Annotated in this window: 14 protein-coding genes and 2 pseudogenes; 10 read left to right on the top strand and 6 right to left on the bottom strand. The window is 41.9% G+C overall.

What is annotated here, in order from left to right; genetic code table 11:
* Position 1 precedes the first annotated feature (1 nt).
* The 10 genes and pseudogenes from LZ575_RS23635 to LZ575_RS10580 all read left to right on the top strand — a co-directional run bounded on the left by LZ575_RS23635 (position 2) and on the right by LZ575_RS10580 (position 12,032).
* Entirely contained in the window at positions 2-943 is a 942-nt protein-coding gene (locus tag LZ575_RS23635; protein ID WP_311196077.1) for a DUF5686 family protein, read from the top strand.
* A complete protein-coding gene (locus tag LZ575_RS23630) occupies positions 940-2,541 on the top strand; it encodes a DUF5686 family protein (RefSeq protein ID WP_311196076.1) in 1,602 nt (533 codons plus the stop codon). Before LZ575_RS23635 ends, LZ575_RS23630 begins: the two co-directional genes overlap by 4 nt.
* Positions 2,542-2,609: 68 nt before the next feature.
* Positions 2,610-3,122 carry an inorganic diphosphatase gene (locus LZ575_RS10615; RefSeq protein WP_235330578.1) on the top strand — a complete coding sequence of 171 codons (513 nt, stop codon included), beginning with the start codon at positions 2,610-2,612 and terminating at the stop codon, positions 3,120-3,122.
* Between the two features lie 118 nt (positions 3,123-3,240).
* Positions 3,241-5,553 (top strand): annotated as a pseudogene (locus LZ575_RS10610) (sodium-translocating pyrophosphatase).
* 343 nt (positions 5,554-5,896) lie between these two features.
* Positions 5,897-6,751, top strand: a complete 855-nt coding sequence (locus tag LZ575_RS10605; protein ID WP_235330577.1) for an SDR family NAD(P)-dependent oxidoreductase — start codon at positions 5,897-5,899, stop codon at positions 6,749-6,751.
* Positions 6,752-6,920: 169 nt separating this feature from the next.
* On the top strand, positions 6,921-7,169 hold the full coding sequence (locus LZ575_RS10600; RefSeq protein WP_235330576.1) for a Rho termination factor N-terminal domain-containing protein: 249 nt from the start codon (positions 6,921-6,923) through the stop codon (positions 7,167-7,169).
* Positions 7,170-7,677: 508 nt separating this feature from the next.
* Positions 7,678-8,450 (top strand): annotated as a pseudogene (locus LZ575_RS10595) (Ku protein).
* The gene (gene ligD, locus LZ575_RS10590; protein ID WP_235330575.1) at positions 8,451-10,019 is read left to right on the top strand and encodes a non-homologous end-joining DNA ligase; all 1,569 of its coding nucleotides are present in this window, start codon (positions 8,451-8,453) and stop codon (positions 10,017-10,019) included.
* The gene (gene ligD, locus LZ575_RS10585; protein ID WP_235330574.1) at positions 9,949-10,920 is read left to right on the top strand and encodes a non-homologous end-joining DNA ligase; all 972 of its coding nucleotides are present in this window, start codon (positions 9,949-9,951) and stop codon (positions 10,918-10,920) included. Before ligD (LZ575_RS10590) ends, ligD (LZ575_RS10585) begins: the two co-directional genes overlap by 71 nt.
* A 77-nt stretch (positions 10,921-10,997) precedes the next feature.
* Positions 10,998-12,032 carry an App1 family protein gene (locus LZ575_RS10580; RefSeq protein WP_235330573.1) on the top strand — a complete coding sequence of 345 codons (1,035 nt, stop codon included), beginning with the start codon at positions 10,998-11,000 and terminating at the stop codon, positions 12,030-12,032.
* A 365-nt stretch (positions 12,033-12,397) separates the two neighbouring features.
* Here the strand turns inward: LZ575_RS10580 and LZ575_RS10575 are convergent, their stop codons facing one another.
* The 6 genes from LZ575_RS10575 to LZ575_RS23620 all read right to left on the bottom strand — a co-directional run bounded on the left by LZ575_RS10575 (position 12,398) and on the right by LZ575_RS23620 (position 18,546).
* The gene (locus LZ575_RS10575; protein WP_235330572.1) at positions 12,398-13,012 is read right to left on the bottom strand and encodes a deoxynucleoside kinase; all 615 of its coding nucleotides are present in this window, start codon (positions 13,010-13,012) and stop codon (positions 12,398-12,400) included.
* Positions 13,013-13,954: 942 nt separating this feature from the next.
* A complete protein-coding gene (locus LZ575_RS10570; RefSeq protein WP_235330571.1) occupies positions 13,955-14,326 on the bottom strand; it encodes a DUF6122 family protein in 372 nt (123 codons plus the stop codon).
* A gap of 421 nt (positions 14,327-14,747) precedes the next feature.
* Complete coding sequence (locus LZ575_RS10565; protein WP_311196075.1) at positions 14,748-15,179, bottom strand: DUF202 domain-containing protein; 432 nt, start codon at positions 15,177-15,179, stop codon at positions 14,748-14,750.
* A gap of 96 nt (positions 15,180-15,275) precedes the next feature.
* Entirely contained in the window at positions 15,276-17,600 is a 2,325-nt protein-coding gene (locus LZ575_RS10560) for an amidohydrolase family protein (RefSeq protein WP_311196074.1), read from the bottom strand.
* A 135-nt stretch (positions 17,601-17,735) separates the two neighbouring features.
* A complete protein-coding gene (locus LZ575_RS23625) occupies positions 17,736-18,224 on the bottom strand; it encodes a hypothetical protein (RefSeq protein ID WP_311196073.1) in 489 nt (162 codons plus the stop codon).
* Complete coding sequence (locus LZ575_RS23620; RefSeq protein ID WP_311196072.1) at positions 18,190-18,546, bottom strand: hypothetical protein; 357 nt, start codon at positions 18,544-18,546, stop codon at positions 18,190-18,192. Before LZ575_RS23620 ends, LZ575_RS23625 begins: the two co-directional genes overlap by 35 nt.
* Between the last annotated feature and the right edge of the window lie 161 nt (positions 18,547-18,707).

The raw sequence follows: 18,707 nt of genomic DNA, 5'->3' as shown, positions 1-18,707 counted from the left end.
TTTGAAACTTCATCTAAGCTTATTAGATGGAGTTTTTTTTTTGCCCTCTATGAAGCAATTTTTCCTCTGTTCCTTTCTTTTGCTAAGTTTCTTTTCTTCCCTCGCCCAAACCAGGATTAGTGGTGAAATAGTAGATGAAGCGGGTGAGCCTGTAGCTTTTGCAAATGTTATATTTCTAAATTCCTCTGTAGGCACTGTTTCTTCGGAAGACGGAAAATTTTACCTTACTTCTACCCGGGATTACAAAGCAGTAGAATTTTCCTTCGTAGGATATGAACCGCTCGTCCTTCAGCTGAAGGAGGGGGATAACTTAAACCTCAAGGTTGTTCTTAAAGAAGACCAGGAAAGTTTGCAGGAAGTTTATATTATGCAGGGAAAAACTTCCAAGAAAAACAATCCGGCAATAGACATTCTAAGGAAAATTTGGGAAAACCGAAGGCAAAACGGGGTTAACAAATTTGACCAGTATGAATATCGAAAATATGAAAAACTGGAGTTTGATGTCAATACGATAGATAGCTCTTTTATAAATAACAAGATCTTTAACGGGCTGGAGTTTATATTTGAAGATCTTGATACCAATGCCATTACCGGGAAAACCTATCTGCCTATTTTCTTAAATGAGTCGGTACTTCAGGTTTATGGCGATAATAAACTGGGAAAAAAGCGGGAGGATCTTATTGGAAATAAAAATTCAGGATTTAATAATAACCAGATCCTAATTGAGAGTATCAAAGACCTTTATTTTGAAATAGACGTTTATGAAAACTACCTTAGAATCTTTGATAAGAATTTTATAAGCCCGCTCTCAACAACAGGAATAGACAATTACAATTATGTGCTTGCAGACAGTTCTATGATAGACAATAAATGGCTCTACAATATTGTTTATTATCCCCGCTTAAGCAAAATGAGTTCACTTTTAAAGGGAATTTTTGGGTGAACGATACTACCTGGGCGATAAAGCAAATCAAGATGGAAATGTCTCCCAATGCTAATATCAACTGGGTAAAAGGAGTTTATCTGGAACAGGAATTCGAGGTGCTGAATGATTCAATATTTTTGCTAAAAAGAGATTTCCTTTTAGCCGATTTCTCTTTTGAGAAGAAAGAAGATGCACGTGGCATTTATGGGAAGAAAACGGTATTATATGATCAGCACAAATTTAACGAAAAGCGGCCGTCAGGTTTTTATGACAGGAGAGTAACTTCCCGGGACGAAGCTATTTATAAGAGAGAAGAAAGCTTTTGGAAAGAGAATCGCCTGGAGCCCTTGAACAGGGATGAGAGCGGTGTTTACCAGATGCTGGACACCCTGCAAAGTGTGCCTGCCTTTCAAAGAGTATATACTATAGCCAGTATAGCGGCTACAGGATATTTGGAATTTAAAGGATGGGATTTTGGTCCGGTATACAGTTTAATTGGCTACAATGATGTGGAGGGGCTTCGGCTAAGAGTAGGGGCACGCACCTATTTTGGACCCGATGATCCCTGGAGGATTGAAGGCTATGGAGCATACGGATTCAAAGATGAAAAGTTCAAATACGGTATCCTCGGCCAATTGATGCTGGACCCCAAATCCCGATTAATTGCTTCTGCCGGATACAGGAATGATATAGAGCAACTGGGATCGAGTTTGACAAATACAACCGATGTGTTGGGAAGAAGCCTTGCCTCCTCCTCTTTGCTTAACGTGGGCGATAATAATACTCTTAGTACAATTAAACTCACAACTATAGGACTTTCTATTGAGCTAGTAAGAAATATTACATTTCAGGTAATTGGTTCTCATCGAAACCTGCGACCTGCGTCCCCGGAATTCAGCCTTTCCTGGTATACAGATCGGGCACAAAATGAAATAGCAACAGATATTGACCAAACCGAAGTTTCTACAATTGTAAGCTTTACTCCCGGAAGAAAAACTTCGGGTTATGGGGTGGACAGGACGGTTATTAATGCTGAGAATTTTCCGACGATTTTCTTAAATTACACTTATGGGGCCCGTGATATTTTTAACAGCGATTTTGAGTACAGGAAACTGCAGCTGTTTTACGATCAGCCGTGGTGGATTGGTGGATTAGGCCTGGCAAACATAAGCCTTGAGGCAGGTAAGACCTTTGGAGAGGTGCCGCTGGGATTATTAAGTGTGGTCCCGGGAAACCAAACTTACTTTTCCATGTATAACACTTTTCCGTTGCTCGATTTTTATGAGTTCGTAACCGATACGTACGTGGCTTCTCACTTTGAACACAATTTTAATGGAAGGATCTTTTCCAGGATTCCGGGGTTAAGGAACCTTTATCTGCGGGAGATCATAGGCATTAGAGGAGTATGGGGAAATATTTCAGAAGAGAACAGGCAGCTGGATGCTTCCGGCTTGCCTTTAAGGGCGCCGCAGGAAGAACCCTATTGGGAATACAGTGCCGGAGTGGGAAATATTTTCAAGTTCATTCGTATTGATGCTCACTTCCGTGGAAGCTACTTTGATAACCCCGATGCACGGACTTTTGGGGTAACAGCCACCTTCGGTTTTCACTTTTAAATAACATTTTTTCCGTTTTAAAAGGTTTATATTTGCCCCCTCTAAAAATGTGAAAAACAGAAATAAAGATGTCTGATACTTTTGATGTACTTATAGAAATTCCGAAGGGAAGCAGAAACAAATACGAATATGACTTTGAATTAAAGAAGGTACGCTATGACCGTATGATCTTTTCTTCAATGATGTATCCTGCAGATTATGGATTCATACCTAATACTCTTGCACAAGACAGTGACCCGTTGGATGTACTCGTACTGGTTGCCGAACCTACATTCCCTGGAATTGTAATGGAAGTGAAGCCTATTGGCGTTTTCCATATGGCAGATGAAAAAGGTCCTGATGAAAAGATTATTTGTGTACCAGTATCAGATCCTATCTGGAATAGATTAAATGACCTTCACGAACTTAACGGCCATTTAGTAAAGGAAATTGAACACTTCTTTAGAGTGTATAAAGATCTTGAAAAAAAGAAAGTAGATGTAGGAGGTTGGGGTGATGCAGCTGAAGCCAGGACAATAATTCAGCAGTGTATAGAAAGATATAAGAATTACGAAGGTGATAAGGAAAGATTTGGATTATAGGTAAAATCTCTCCCTCATTTTAATAATAAAAAGCAATAATCTTAAAAAAATTATTGCTTTTTTAATTATCATTGATTTACTACATTAGCTGCCATTAACTAAACCTTAACAAACAAGTATGGAATCAATGATGATCTATGCCCCAATAGTCCTTGCCCTTATTGGCCTTGTCTATATGTGGATACAAAGGTCCTGGGTGTTAAAACAAGATGCTTAAGCTCAGGAAAAATGAATGAAATTGCCTCTCATATCTATGAAGGCGCACTTGCTTTCTTAAAAGCCGAATATAAATTACTTACCGTTTTTGTTATCGCTGCCAGTATCGCCCTTGCAGCTGTTTCTTTTATAGTTCCTACCACACATTGGTTGATAGTTGTTGCTTTTATCTTTGGGGCTTTCTTTTCTGCCCTTGCGGGAAATATGGGAATGAAGATCGCTACTAAAAGTAACGTACGTACCACACAGGCTGCCCGTACCAGTCTTCCACATGCTTTAAAAGTTTCCTTTACAGGAGGAACCGTAATGGGTCTTGGGGTTGCAGGTTTGGCGGTCCTTGGCCTTACTGCATTCTTTATCTTATTCTACCACTTCTTTATGGGGGGAGAGTGGACAAATACTGAACAAATGACCATCGTTCTGGAAACCCTCGCAGGATTCTCTCTTGGAGCTGAATCTATAGCTCTTTTTGCACGAGTAGGGGGTGGTATTTATACAAAGGCGGCGGATGTGGGTGCCGATCTTGTAGGTAAAGTGGAAGCTTAGGTATTCCTGAGGATGATCCGCGAAACCCTGCGACTATTGCAGATAACGTTGGGGATAATGTGGGTGACGTTGCGGGGATGGGTGCCGATCTTTTTGGTAGTTATGTGGCAACAGTTCTTGCTGCGATGGTACTGGGTAATTACGTGATCCAGGATATGGGAGGTAATATTGTGGATTCAGGTTTTGGAGGTATAGGGCCTATTCTTTTACCTATGTCCATTGCTAAGTGTCGGGATCATTTTTTCCATTATTGGAAGTATGGTTGTAAGTATTAAAAATAATACAGCAAAAGAAGCTGAAGTACAGGGAAGTCTTAACAAAGGAAACTGGATCTCTATTGCTTTAGTGGCTGTTTCCTGTTATTTTCTTGTAAAATGGATGTTGCCGGAGCAGGCTTTAACAATGGGATTTTTTACTTAGTGGAGCTGAAGGTTTTGAGTATAAAGAGATCTCTTCAATGAGGGTTTTCTATGCTACTCTTGTAGGTCTTGCTGTGGGAGGATTAATCTCTGCTGTAACTGAATATTATACAGGACTCGGTAAAAAACCAGTGCTTTCAATTGTTCAGAAATCAAGCACAGGTGCGGGAACCAACATTATTGCAGGTCTTGCTACGGGAATGATCTCTACTTTTGGATCCATACTTTTATTTGCTACTGCAATCTGGGCATCTTACGCGCTTGCGGGATTTTATGGAGTTGCCCTTGCAGCCTCAGCGATGATGGCGACTACTGCAATGCAGCTGGCTATCGATGCTTTTGGACCTATTGCAGATAACGCTGGTGGAATTGCAGAAATGAGTGAATTACCTGCTGAGGTTAGAGAGCGTACAGATATCCTGGATTCGGTAGGAAACACTACTGCTGCTACAGGAAAAGGTTTTGCCATCGCCTCTGCGGCACTTACCTCCCTTGCTCTTTTTGCTGCTTATGTAACTTTTACAGGAATAGACGGTATTAATATTTTTAAAGCTCCTGTACTTGCGATGTTGTTCGTAGGTGGAATGGTGCCTGTAGTATTTTCGGCTCTGGCAATGAATTCTGTAGGTAAAGCTGCTATGAAAATGGTGGAAGAAGTAAGAAGGCAGTTCAGGGAAATTCCGGGAATTATGGAAGGAACAGGAAAACCTGAATATGATAAGTGTGTTGCGATCTCTACTGAAGCTGCTCTTAAAGAGATGGTTCTTCCGGGAGCACTTACAATTGGTTTTCCTATTGCTATAGCATTACTTCCAATGATCTTTGGTTACGACAATCTTTTAATTGCTGAAATGCTTGGAGGTTATATGGCCGGGGTTACTGTAAGTGGAGTGCTTTGGGCTATTTTCCAGAATAACGCCGGGGGTGCATGGGACAACGCTAAAAAATCTTTTGAGGCAGGAGTACTCATCAACGGTGAAATGACCTATAAAGGTTCTGATGCTCATAAAGCAGCCGTTACTGGAGACACTGTTGGAGATCCTTTCAAAGATACTTCAGGTCCTTCTATGAACATCTTAATAAAACTTACCTGTTTAATTGGACTTGTACTTGCTCCAATCTTAGGTGGTCATACTGAAAGTGATATTCCTAATCAACCTGAAGAAACGCCATTAAATACAGAAAACGAAGCCGGAGTAGGTGCTGCAAATGATTATGTAGCAAATTATGAGGATTTTATAATAGGTTAATATTTTTCTGAAAATTCAGAAGAAATCAAACCCGGAAAGAAGCTAAAACTTCTCTCCGGGTTTCGTCATTTAATTTGAAGAGAGTTGTATCTGCGAAAATCTGCAATTTTTCTATCTGCGGATTCTGCGGGAAAATTTGGAGTGGGACCACCCCGTTCTACGGACACCCCTCCGGCGGAGGGGAATTTTTCTTTGCGTTCTCTGCGGAAGCTTTGCGCCTTTGCGTGAACCCTCCTTTCAATAATCATTAAGATATAATATTAAACTTTTGATAAACCATCTTACTTGCAGGCTTTTCTGCTACAATTTTTTTAATTTAAAGATGAACTATGAAATAGAAATTATGAAAAGATTAGAAGGAAAAACAGCAATCGTAACAGGAGGAGGAACAGGAATAGGAGAAGCAATTTGCAAAAAATTTGCCCTGGAAGGCGCAAACGTGCTGGTGGTAGGAATGCCTCAAGACCCTGTTGAAAAAGTAGTGAGTGAGATAAGTAGCAATAATGGGCAGGCGATCTCTTTTAAAGGAGATATTTCAGAAATCGAAACCGCGAAAAAAGCTATTAAAGCCGCTACAGATAAGTGGGGGAAAATTGATATTCTTATCAACAATGCGGGGGTATATCCCGAAGTGAATACCGTGGATGAATATTCCGTAGAGGCATTTGAAAATATGCTGAAGAACAACGTGCGTACCACCTTTCTTATGACAAAACTGGCCATCCCGGAACTTAAGAAAACAAAAGGCTGCATAGTTTCCGCAGGATCAGAATCTGCAATTGTCGGAATTCCGGAAGTTGCTGCTTACGGAGGTACCAAAGGATTTGTGCATTCCTTTATGAAAGGAGTAGCTGCCGAGCAGGCCGAAAACGGGATAAGGGTAAATGTCGTAGCACCGGGACCAATTGATACCTCCTGGACTCATAAAGAAACCAGCGGGCTTGATAAGGAATCAGAAAAAACTATGGTGAACGCCACCTTAATGGGCAGGAGAGGTAAGACCGAAGAAGTGGCAAATGTTTATCTTTTTCTTGCATCTGATGAGGCGACTTACGTAACAGGATCAGTCTATCAGGTAGATGGTGGTATTACAATAGCCAAAGGACCTATGGGTAAAAAAGTGGAAGACGGTCTTCACCAGCCAAAAGAAACCCTAAACCTGAAACACGAGCACGACGGAACGACAAAGATTAAATAAAAGCCCCCTCACCTGCAAAGGGATATAGGAGTTATTACGAAGATTTTTACTTTAAAGGAATTCTGCGAAAAAATCAGCGAAATCTACAGGAAATCGAAAGAACTCGCGGCTAATCGTTACAAACGGAAAACTGAGAACTTTTAACTAATAACATATAAATAAACTCGTTATGCCAAATAAAGACACACCACAAATTAAGAATGAAGATCAATACGAAGCACTTCGGGATAAAGGAATGAGCAAGACAAAAGCTGCGCGAATTGCCAATACCGAAAACTCCGGTAAAAAAGGTGGAAAAGCGGAAAAATACGAGGACAGAACCAAAGATGAGCTATATAAAAAAGCCAAAGAAGTCGGGATCGAAGGCAGAAGCAAAATGAGCAAGGAAGAGCTGATCAAAGCGCTAAGGAATTCCTAATGTCTCCCCGAGCGCAGTTGAGGGGTTTCTTTGGAGCAGAATCACACTAAAGAAGGAGGTCTCGACTGCGCTCGACCTGACAGTTTTCAAGATCATTATAGGTAAAGAGATATAAGTTAATTTGTCACCCCGAGCGCAGTCGAGGGGTTCTATGGAGCAGAATCACACTAAAGAAAGGAGGTCTCGACTGCGCTCGACCTGACAGGTTGGGTTCGAGTAAAATCTGCGGGTTCTGCGGGAAAATATTGGAGACAGATCTGCGAAAATCAGCAGTGGGCCCACCCCGTCCTTCGGACACCCCTCCGGCGGAGTGCCCACCCCGTCCTTCGGACACCCCTCCGGCGGAGGGGAATTCCCTAGTTCATGACAATATACAAATAACAGAAAACGGAGAACTGACGACATATAACATATCTATAAAGCCGCCAAATAGCTAAAGTTTTAATAAAGTGAAGAGCAGGGGATTTAAATTTCTTAATTTAATTTTCCTGTTTTTAAATATAATATTATGAGGTCCATTTGGAACGGTTCAATTCAGTTTGGTTTAGTGTCTATTCCCATTAAAATGTATTCAGGTTCTGAAGATAAGAAGCTGGATCTTGATATGCTGGACAAGAACGATAATGCCCGTATCCGTTATAAGCGGGTCAATGAAAATACGGGAGAAGAAGTAGAATGGAAGGATATAGTCAAGGGTTACAAAAAAGGGGAGAGTTATATAGTTCTTGAAAAAGAGGATTTTGACGCTGCCAATATGAAGAAGAGCAAGACCATTGACATTGAAGAATTTATAGAAGAAAAAGAAGTTGCCGATGTTCTGTTTAAAAAACCTTACTTCCTGGAACCGCAAAAAGAGGGGGGAAGTCTTACAATCTTCTCCGCGATGCACTGAAGAAAACTAAAAAACTCGGGGTTGCAACTTTTGTAATGCGCCAAAAAGAACACCTTAGTCTTGTTGGAATTTATAAAGATGCTTTGGTGCTTCACGTCATCAGATTTTCAGATGAGATAAGAGATCCTTCCGAATTAAAGCTGCCGGAAGCTAAAGTCACCAAAAAAGAAGTAGATATGGCTATTTCTCTTATAGATCAATACACCAGCGAGTTCAGTTTTGATAAATTTAAGGATGTCTATAATGATCAGCTGTTAAAGATCATTGAATCTAAATCTGCAGGAAAAGTTTCCAAAGCAGAAAAATTTGAGAGCAAGGCAACTCCCGCCAAAGATCTTATGGCACAACTAAAGGCGAGTCTGGAAAAAAAGAAAGGCAAAGCTTCGTAAATGAGCTTAGAGGAATATTTTAAAAAAAGAGATTTTAGTACCACCCCCGAACCCAAAGGAACCATTCCGAGTGGAGAAGGGCAGCTGCGCTTTGTGATTCAGCGACACCAGGCGACCCGGCTACATTACGACCTGCGGCTGGAGATGCAGGGGACATTAAAAAGCTGGGCAGTTCCCAAAGGACCCTCAATGAATCCTTTGGACAAACGCCTGGCTATCCAAACCGAAGATCACCCTATTCAATACCTCACATTTGAAGGAACTATTCCCAAAGGAAATTACGGTGCCGGGATAATGGAGATCTGGGATCAGGGGACTTTTGAAGGGACAGGGGGTATAAGTCAGAAGGAAATGCTGGATCAACTTATCAACGGAGATCTAAAACTTACCTTCTTCGGAAAAAGGATCAAAGGCACTTTTGCCCTTGTAAAAACTGCACGTGGCGAGAAGGGAAATCAATGGCTGCTGATAAAGAAAACAGATGATTTTTCTACAGATCTTAAGTACGATGCTGAAGATTTTGCTCCTTCCAAAAAGATAGATCCTCCCGAAAAACCCAAAGAGCGATTTGTAAAAACCCTGCAGCCAACAGAGGCTATAAAACCTATGATGGCAACGGCCACAAAAGAGGTCTTTAATGATCCCGACTGGATCTATGAGCTCAAGTGGGATGGGTACCGAATGATTGCCAATGTTAAGGATGGTAAAGTGGAGTTGCATTCCCGAAACGCAATTTCTTATAATACAAAATTCGCTAGACTCGTAAGAGACCTGGAACAGATTCCACACAATGTGATCCTGGATGGAGAAGTGGTGGTGGTGGATAAAAAAGGAATTCCTGATTTTCAGAAATTACAGAATTATGACCATACTACCCTTGGAGAGTTGAGATTCTATGTTTTTGATATGCTGTACCTTAATGGGATGAACATGATGGACCTTCCCCTAATTCAGAGGAAATCCCTAATAGAAGAAGTTATTGAAGATACTTACCATACTTTCTACTGTGAACATATGGAAGGAATGGGGAGTGCTTTTTTTCAGCGTGCCGTAGATGCGGGTTTGGAAGGTGTTATTGCCAAGAAAGCAGATTCGGTTTATACTCCAGGTTATCGCAGTGAAAAATGGCTAAAGATCAAAGCTGTACAAAGTACCGAAGCAATCATCTGTGGTTATACAGATTCTGAAAGCAACAGTTTTAAATCGCTCATTCTGGGGATGTACAAGGACGAAAAACTGACCTACATCGGGAATTGCGGCAGCGGATTTTCAGCAGCAAAACAGAAAGAGCTTATCAAGAAATTCAGAAAACTGGAGGTTGATGACAATCCTTTCGGGGAAACTATAAATCTTAAAGGCAGGAAACCCAACTGGATGAGGCCGGAGCTCATTTGTGAAGTAGAATATACAGAGATTACCAACAGCGGGCATTTGCGGCATCCGGTTTTTAAAGGACTCCGGGAAGACAAAACCGTGCAGGAGATCACTAAGCGAAAAAGTGATCGAGAAAGAATCTGTAGAAGAGAAATCTGCTTCCTCTGCTTCAGATTCCTCTTCGGGGTCAACTAAAGCGGGACATTTAGAGATTGGTGGAATTGAAGTTCCGTTTACCAATCTGGACAAGGTATACTGGCCGGAGTCGGGGTACACCAAATATGATCTGATTGATTACTACTTAAATATTTCAGAATATATTCTTCCGTATTTAAAGGACCGTCCGCAGAACCTGCATCGGCATCCCAACGGAATAGATCAGACGGGATTTTATCAGAAGGATAATGAAGGAATCTTGCCAAACTGGATCGAGACGGTGAGAATTCATTCAAAATCTTCAGAAAAAGAAATTGAGTATATGCTGTGTCAAAAAGAGGCAACGCTGTTGTATATGGCCAATCTTGGATGTATTGAGATCAATCCCTGGAGTTCCCGGGTGGAGAAGCTCGAATATCCCGATTTTACAGTTATAGATATAGATCCTTCAGATAAAAATACTTTTGAGCAGGTGATAGAAGTCGCACAAGCTGCCAAAGAGGTGCTGGATATGGCGGGAATTGTGGGATATTGTAAGACTACTGGTTCCAGCGGAATTCACGTTTACATTCCTTTGGGCGCGAAGTATACCTATGACGAAGGCCGGGATTTTACGAAACTGCTTTGTTATTTCATCAACGAGATGCTCCCTGAATTTACAACTATGGAACGGAACGTAAAGAAAAGGGGACCGAAAATTTACCTGGATTTTTTACAAAACCGTCGGGGCCAGACCCTTGCCGCACCCTATTGTGCAAGGCCAAAACCCGGTGCTACTGTATCGGCACCCTTGCAATGGAAGGAAGTGAAGAGCGGGCTGAAGCTGCAGGATTTTACAATAAAAACGATGAACAAACGCCTGGAAACTTACGGAGATCTCTTTACTGGGTGCTCTGGGCGAGGGAATAGATATGGAAGCCGCGCTAATGAAGTTAAATGAGTAGTAGTCCAAATGAAGATCTGTTCTTAGGAGAAATAGAAATGGAGCAAAATTTTAAAATTTAAAAGGAGAATTTTATGCTGAAAAGGATTAAAAGGATCATAGGGAAACAAAAAGTAGACAATGTTCTTGTCACACCCTACCGCAGTTATGGTACGAAAAATCACCTGTACGTCCTGGGACGGGCGCTGGATGATGTGCCTTTAAAGATTGTGGAAGATCAGTCGCTTATAATGACCTTCAGAAATACTTTTCGGCAATTCAACACCTATGAAATTAAAGATGCGGCTATAGATCTTCACCTTCCGGAAAAGCTGAAACTATCTACAAAAACAGACGGGGAAGGATATTTTCTTTTTGATGAAACCATCAACACCAATCTTTCTGAAAAAGCCGATGAGGAAGGCTGGGTGAAGGTAGATCTTCATTTTCGGGGGGAGAGTGTTAGAAATACCGGAGAGAGGGAGGATAATTTCCAGGGAGAGCTTTTAATTCCTGAAGACAATGCAGAATTCGGGATCATCAGTGATATAGATGACACTATATTGAAAACTGACGTTACTTCCTTTTTAAAGCTGAGGTTGCTGAAGAATTCTTTGCTTACTAATGCCTACGAAAGAATTCCTCTAAAAGGTGCTCCCGAACTCTATCAGAAATTGCACTGCGGAAAACATGGGGAGAATAAGAATCCAATCTTTTATTTAAGTAATAGTCCCTGGAACCTGTATCAGTATCTGAAACTTTTCCTGGATTATAATAAATTTCCGAAGGGACCAATTTTACTCCGCAATTTCCGTGGACCTTTTGACCGATCTCTAAAACCGGAAAAACCTCACAAACAAAAAGAGATCATCAACATACTTAAAACTTACCCTGATCTTAATTTTATCCTTATAGGGGACAGCGGCGAACACGACGCCAGTATTTATACTGATATTGCTGTTCAATATCCTGACAGGATCCTGGCGATCTATTTAAGAAGCGTAAACCACAGGAGGCAAATGGAGAGAGTACAAAGTATAGTGGACGAATTCCGAACCACTCCTGTTTTGATGATGGATAACAGTAAAGAAGCCGAGGAACACGCGAGGGAGAATGGATTTATAAGGTAGTAGTGAGATTTTAGTATTGAGTAGTGAGATGTTAGTATTGAATATTGAGATTTTAAGTGGAGAGTGGAGAGTGGAAAGTCCGGCCGGGGAAAAAATTCTGCGCTCTTTGCGGAAATCTTTGCGGCTTTGCGTGAAACATCAGCAGTGATCCACCCCGTCCGCCCCGGCGGACACCCCGCCAGGAGAGGGCCACCCCGTCCTGCGGACACCCCTCCGGAGGAGGGGAATTTTAAGCGATTAGCCCTTACTTTTTAATATAAAGCCTGGGCCTAGAATTTATAACCTATAACCTATAACCTATAACTTATAACTGGTAACCTATAACCTATAACCTATAACTGGTAACCTATAACTAATAACTTCAACTAAAACAACCCGTGCAGTTCCGCGTCTATTTTGGTTATAATGTCACCGAGATGTTCGGGATTGTCAACGAAATTAATGTCATCTACATCAATAATTAAGAGATTACCCTTGTCGTAACCTGTTACCCACGCCTCATAGCGTTCATTAAGCCTGCTTAGGTAGTCGATTGAAATTGAGTTTTCATATTCCCTCCCTCGTTTGTAGATCTGGGAAACGAGGTTTGGAATACTGCTTCGTAAGTAAATAAGTAGATCGGGGCCTTGTACGACGCTCTCCATCAAATCAAACAGCGATCTGTAATTTTCAAAATCCCTGTTTGGCATTAATCCCATTGCGTGCAGGTTAGGAGCGAATATGTGAGCATCTTCATAGATCGTCCTGTCCTGGATAATATTTTTTCCGCTTTCACGAATTTGTAAGATCTGGCGGAATCTGCTGTTGAGGAAATAGATCTGCAGATTAAAGGACCAGCGTTCCATTTTATTATAGAAATCCTCGAGGTATGGATTCTCCAGAACATCTTCATACTGAGGCTCCCATCTGTAATGTTTGGCTAGTAATTTTGTGAGGGTGGTTTTACCTGCACCAATATTTCCCGCAATGGCTACGTGCATATTTCTGGATTAAATGGAGGTTAGATTTTAGTTGATGAAATTAATTGAATACCTATAAAGATGCAAGAATAATACAGGAAAAAAGTGGATAAAGGAACCTGTCTTTCCGGCAGGCAGAAGAAAGAGGATAGAGTGGAATGAATAACCGAAATAGAATTTACAAAAATATCAAATTTCAATTTCACGTCATCCTGAACTTGTTTCAGGATCTAGCATGAATTAAATTCCAAATTCCAAATTCCAAATGCACTTCCCCGTTACTTCGAATGTTTTTTCCTGATCGAAGGGGCAGGGAAAAATGTATCGGGAAGTGCTTTCATGATCCAACTCCCAAAGGCTCTTAACTTTTAATCAAGCCAGAAGCTGAAATAAATTCAGCTTGACGTTAAGATCTAGATTTACGCTATGCAAATACTACTCAGAAGATTCTAAATTAAACCCTACGTCATCCTGAACTTGTTTCAGGATCTAGCATGAATTAAATTCCAAATTCCAAATTCCAAATGCACTTCCCCGTCACTTCGAATTTTCTTTCCTGATTGAAGGGGCAGGGAAAAATGTATTGGGAAGTGCTTTTATGCTCCAACTCCCAAAAGGTTCTCAACTTTGAATCAAGCCAGAAGCTGAAATAAATTCAGCTTGACGTTAAAATCTAGATTTAGGTTATGCACATACTAAGCAGAAGATTTTTTAATTAAATCCTACGTCATCCTGAACTTGTTTCAGGATCTAGCATGAATTAAATTCCAAATTCCAAATTCCAAATTCCAAATGCACTTCCCCGTCATTTCGAATTTTCTTTCCTTATCGATTGGGCAGGAAAAAAATGTATCGGGGTGCTTTCCTGCTCCAACTCCCAAAAGGTTCTCAACTTTGAATCAAGCCAGAAGCTGGATTTTTGTTTCGCTAAACTACTCACTACTCACTACTCCATACTCACTATTAATTCAACCCCTCATAAATTTTAGAACTCAGGTAGCACTCTTGACATTTCGAGAACATCCAGAGACAGTCAATAAAATCGGTTAAGATATGGAAGAGTAATCCAATGAAGATAAGGCGGATGATCCTGTGCTTTACAAAAATCACTCCCAGCACATAAATTCCGATTGCATAAAAAGAGTGTAAGGGATGGTATCCTATCCCGCAACGTTGGGGATCAAAAATGGGATCGGCTAAGAGGTGGTCTGCGTCCATGAACATGGTCGCAAGGAGGATAAGCCAATTTCGCGCCCAGTGTTTTTTGTCGTACCAGTATGCTATAACACCTATGAAAATAAAGTGGAGGAAATAGTGAACGAGGGTTTGGAGCATATTTGGTTGTAAGTTGTAAAGTTTTTGGTTTTAGGTTGTTGTTATTGGTTTGAAATTTTTCCCGCAGATCCCGCAGATGGAAAAGCAGATTTTCGCAGATCTGTGTTCTGGTTTCAAGCAAAGATCGCAAAGAACATAACCTCGCGTTCAGACTTTCCACTCTCCACTTTCCACTAAAATGAAGCGGTTTCACGCAAAGGCCGCAAAGATTTCCGCAAAGGCCGCAGAGAAAATAATCCCTTGTTCAGACTTTCCTCTCTCCACTCTCCTCTTTCCACTATTTTTTTAGCGTCCAGACTTTCCACTCTCCACTTTCCACTAAAATGAAGCGGTTTCACGCAAAGGCCGCAAAGATTTCCGCAAAGGCCGCAAAGAAAATAATCCCGCGTTCAGACTTTCCTCTCTCCACTCTCCACTCTCTTTAAGTAGTCGAATTGCTGTCGGAAGTTTCAGAAGGTCCTTCAACTCCTCCCTTCAGCAGATCTTTCATTTTTCTTTTCAGAACAAAAAACCGCCATACACCAATTGTTACAAAGAGGCCGGAAAATACGAGGGCCAGGTAGCCTATGTAGTGAAGGTCTTCATATTCCTTCAGCTGCAGTAGGGTAAGTCCGCCCAATAGAAAATAAAGTGAAGCCTGAGTATAAGAAAGCAATGTCCTTTCATTCGCCAGTTTCGTCCTTTCCAGTGCCAGGTGCTCCCGGATAAGCGCTTCGTCTATCGCCCTGGTCGTAAATAGTTTCCCGAATTTGACTTTTCTCATCGCGTTTGCTGTTTTCAGTTTATTGTTTCCCGTAGACCTGGAATTGTTAACTTCTCCCTTAGGCGAAAAGACCACAACTTGTCCAGGCACTTCAGTTTACAAAATACTTACTAAATTATAAAGTCTCCCTACTCTACACTCTACACTCAATTCTCAATTCTCAATACTCAATTCTCACTACTCCTACTACTCGTGCCAGGGGAAAATCTCCATATTCCTCCTGTTCTCCCAAAAGAAATTTCCTCTTTCCTTCGGCTCATTTCCTAATTCGTTCATCGTGTTAGCGTCGTACAACCTTCCATTTACCATTGTGTAGATGATCGTGTTGGTATTTCTTATGTCTTCCAACGGATTTTTATCCAATACCAGCAGGTCAGCCAGTTTTCCTTCTTCCAGGGAACCAATCTCTTCACTCAGTCCTATGTAATCTGCCGGATTTATAGTCGCGGTTTTCAATGCTTCCATATTGCTCATCCCGCCCATTTGTATTAGCCATAGTTCCCAGTGTGCACCTAATCCCTGCAGTTGCCCATGGGCGCCCATGTTTACTTTAACGCCAACATCTGAAAGGGCTTTTGCAGTTTTGGAAACCAGGATTGGTCCTTCTTCATATTCTTCTTCCGGTAAAGTAGTGCGATGTCTGGAGCGTGCATCAATTACGCTTCGGGGAGTGAAGGTTAGGAGTTTTTCATTTTCCCATACCCTGGTCTTGTCATAGAAATAGTATTCCCCATTAATTCCGCCGTAATTCACAATAAGGGTAGGAGTGTAGCCGGAATTGCTGTTGCCCCATAAAGTAAAAATATCCTTGTAAACCGGGGCGATGGGAATGTTGTGTTCTATCCCTGTGTGCCCGTCTACGATCATGTTCATATTGTGGAAAAAGGTACTTCCACCTTCCGGCACCACGTTCATATCCAGTTCCTTCGCTGCCTGCATCACCTGCTGGCGCTGTTCACGGCGGGGCTGATTATAACTTTTTACTGAAGTCGCACCAAAAGCTTTGGTCCTTCTTAAAGCCGATCTAGCATCTTCCAGGCTATTAATCTCTGCCTTAAAATCTCCTTCAGCACCATAGAGAATGATTCCGGTAGAGTAAAGACGTGGCCCCACCATTTCACCGCTCTTTATAAGTTCTGCCATTCCAAAAACCGTTTCACTTAATGCTGATGGATCGTGTGACGTGGTTACACCGTAAGCCAGATTAACATAGAACGGCCAGTGTTTTTTGGGGGTTAGTCCGTAACGGAATGCTCCAATATGCGCGTGTGCATCTACCATTCCCGGCATAATAGTTTTTCCTTTTAGGTCATAGATTTTTGCATTCTTTGGAATGTTTACTTCGGAAGCAGGACCAATGGACACAATTTTATTTTCCTCCACGAGAATGCTTCCGTTTTCGATCACTTCCTCCTTCTCGTTCATGGTAATGATACGAGCATTGGTAAAAGCGATGCGACCCGAAGGCACATCTGTTTTCAGCTCCAGCCCTATCTTTGTCCCACTCTCTGTAATTGGCGGAATGGAATCCACGGAATTTTCTAAAAAGGTAAAACGTTCAGAAACTTTGTTGGTGAAATACTCATCTCCCAGTGTCCAGTGTACATTCTGGCTGTTTCCGGACCAGTGCAGATTGATCCCCGCATCCTTTGCGATCTGTGTCACAGGCACCGTCTTAACATCCGGTCCCAGGGTTACCAGCTTTCCTGTCATAACAAGTGGTGCGATATAGGCTTTGTGAAGGTTGCTGAAGGCGATCCAATTATTATCAGGACTTGGTACTAACCTTCCGCCGTACTTCGATTCCAGGTGGGTGCGTTCGTCCTTTCCCTGAAGATCAACACTTTTTAACCGCTTGGTAAGATTTCCCATTAAGTAACCCCCGGTTTGGTAGAAGATCCTTTTGCTGTCTTTAGTGAACATAGGGAACTCCCCTTCATCAAGGATCTTCCTGATGTTTTCTCCGGAAGCCTTCATCAGGTAAATCCCCGGATTTTTGGAGAAAGTATTGCCCATGTCGTTGTTTCCGCTTTCTTTGTTGAAGACGATCATGCTGCCGTCACGGGAAAATTCGGGATTGCGGTAGATCCCTTTTTCAGAAGTTAGTTTTTTGCTGTTTCTGCCGTTAAGGTCTACGGTTCTCACTGCGCCCATTGCATCATCTTTCCAGGTGACGTAAACAAGCCGATTTCCATCAGGAGAAAAAGAAGGTTCAAATTCAAATTCTTCCGATTTGGTGATACGTTGGGGATTTCCATCAGGAAGGTTTTTCTTCCATAAATAACCTACAGCGTTAAACACCAAAGTCTTTCCGTCAGGAGAAGTGACCGCATGCCGAATGACCTTCGGATTAAAATTTTCGGTATATACCTTACTATTTGAAGAGTGGGCTTCAGCAATTTTGAAAGTGTTGTTCACCTGGAAAGGAACATCGGCAACCTGAGTGCTTTCAGTATCTATCCTTTTGATCTTTCCTTCGCTCCACACTACGATCTCCTTGTTGTTAGGCATCCAGCTGAAGCCGGGATATACTCCAAAGATCGCCCAGGCTTCCTGCTGGTCCTTACTTAGATCTTTGTAAACCTAGCCATTCCTCGCCCGTTTCCAGGTTGTGGATGTAAAGAACCGTGTTTGTACGGACCCTCTTTACGAAAGCAAGCTTTTTCCCATCGGGGGAAACCTGGGGGCGTGCAGCTCCTCCAGGTCCGCTGTAACCCGGTCTATTTCACCGGTTTCAAAATCGTAACGGTTGATCACGTAGATCTGGTTGTTTGGATCTTTGTTATACTGGAAGAAGCCTCCCGGGTACATATCTTCACTGTAGTACAGGTATCGGCCATCTGGCGAAATGCTTGGTTCATTCACATCCTGCTGGTCGTTCTTGCGTTCGGTTAGCTGAATCCCGGCTTCTCCTGCGCCAATATGGTACATCCACATTTCCCCGGCACCCAGGGAACGGCCTGAGGTAAAATGCTTTCGTGCCACAACGGCATTTCCGTCTGGCATCCAAACCGCATTATTAAGTAACCTGAAATTTTCTTTGGTAAGTTGTTTAGCTTTGGAACCATCAGCATCCATGATCCAGATGTTATCCCCACCACTAAGCATCGCTGGTAAAGGAGATCTTTGATCCATCGGGGCTAAACCTTGGCTGCACCTCGTAAGCCATCCCGCTGCGGAGTGCTGTGGCTTTCCCTCCGGAAACCGGGATTTTATAAATATCGCCCAAAAGATCAAAAACGATAGTTTTTCCATCGGGACTCACGTCCAGGTTCATCCATGTACCCTCGTCTGTATCCAACTGTATTTCTTTAATATTCCAGTCATCACTGTAGGGATCGTTGACATCCCATTTATCATTTTTCTTAAGGCTATCTTCTTTTGTTTTTATTTCCTGTGCAAACAGGGCAGGAGAGGTCACCACCAATAGTAGTGACAGCAAGAATTTATTGTACATCAAGTTGGATTTTAAAAGGCCTAAATATAAGGAATGTTTAGGATTTTTTGATACTGAACGAGGAGGTGGTATAGGAGGAAATAAATTATATAATCTCCACAAATCATCTCATCCCCACAAATCATCAGAGCCATTATTCTGAAGGAGGAGGAGGTATTATG

It is taken from the genome of Antarcticibacterium sp. 1MA-6-2 (genome assembly GCF_021535135.1).
Classification (GTDB): Bacteria; Bacteroidota; Bacteroidia; order Flavobacteriales; family Flavobacteriaceae; genus Gillisia.
The sequence above is the reverse complement of the archived record's forward strand: the minus strand, read 5'-3'. Positions and strand labels throughout refer to the sequence as shown.

Coding starts and splice junctions, on each gene's coding strand:
- LZ575_RS10615 (WP_235330578.1), top strand. CDS start 2,610: ATGTCTGATACTTTTGATGTACTTATAGAAATTCCGAAGGGAAGCAGA.
- LZ575_RS10605 (WP_235330577.1), top strand. CDS start 5,897: ATGAAAAGATTAGAAGGAAAAACAGCAATCGTAACAGGAGGAGGAACA.
- LZ575_RS10600 (WP_235330576.1), top strand. CDS start 6,921: ATGCCAAATAAAGACACACCACAAATTAAGAATGAAGATCAATACGAA.
- ligD (WP_235330575.1), top strand. CDS start 8,451: ATGAGCTTAGAGGAATATTTTAAAAAAAGAGATTTTAGTACCACCCCC.
- LZ575_RS10580 (WP_235330573.1), top strand. CDS start 10,998: ATGCTGAAAAGGATTAAAAGGATCATAGGGAAACAAAAAGTAGACAAT.
- LZ575_RS10575 (WP_235330572.1), bottom strand. CDS start 13,012: ATGCACGTAGCCATTGCGGGAAATATTGGTGCAGGTAAAACCACCCTC.
- LZ575_RS10570 (WP_235330571.1), bottom strand. CDS start 14,326: ATGCTCCAAACCCTCGTTCACTATTTCCTCCACTTTATTTTCATAGGT.
- LZ575_RS10560 (WP_311196074.1), bottom strand. CDS start 17,600: ATGCCTAACAACAAGGAGATCGTAGTGTGGAGCGAAGGAAAGATCAAA.
- LZ575_RS23625 (WP_311196073.1), bottom strand. CDS start 18,224: ATGGATCAAAGATCTCCTTTACCAGCGATGCTTAGTGGTGGGGATAAC.
- LZ575_RS23620 (WP_311196072.1), bottom strand. CDS start 18,546: ATGTACAATAAATTCTTGCTGTCACTACTATTGGTGGTGACCTCTCCT.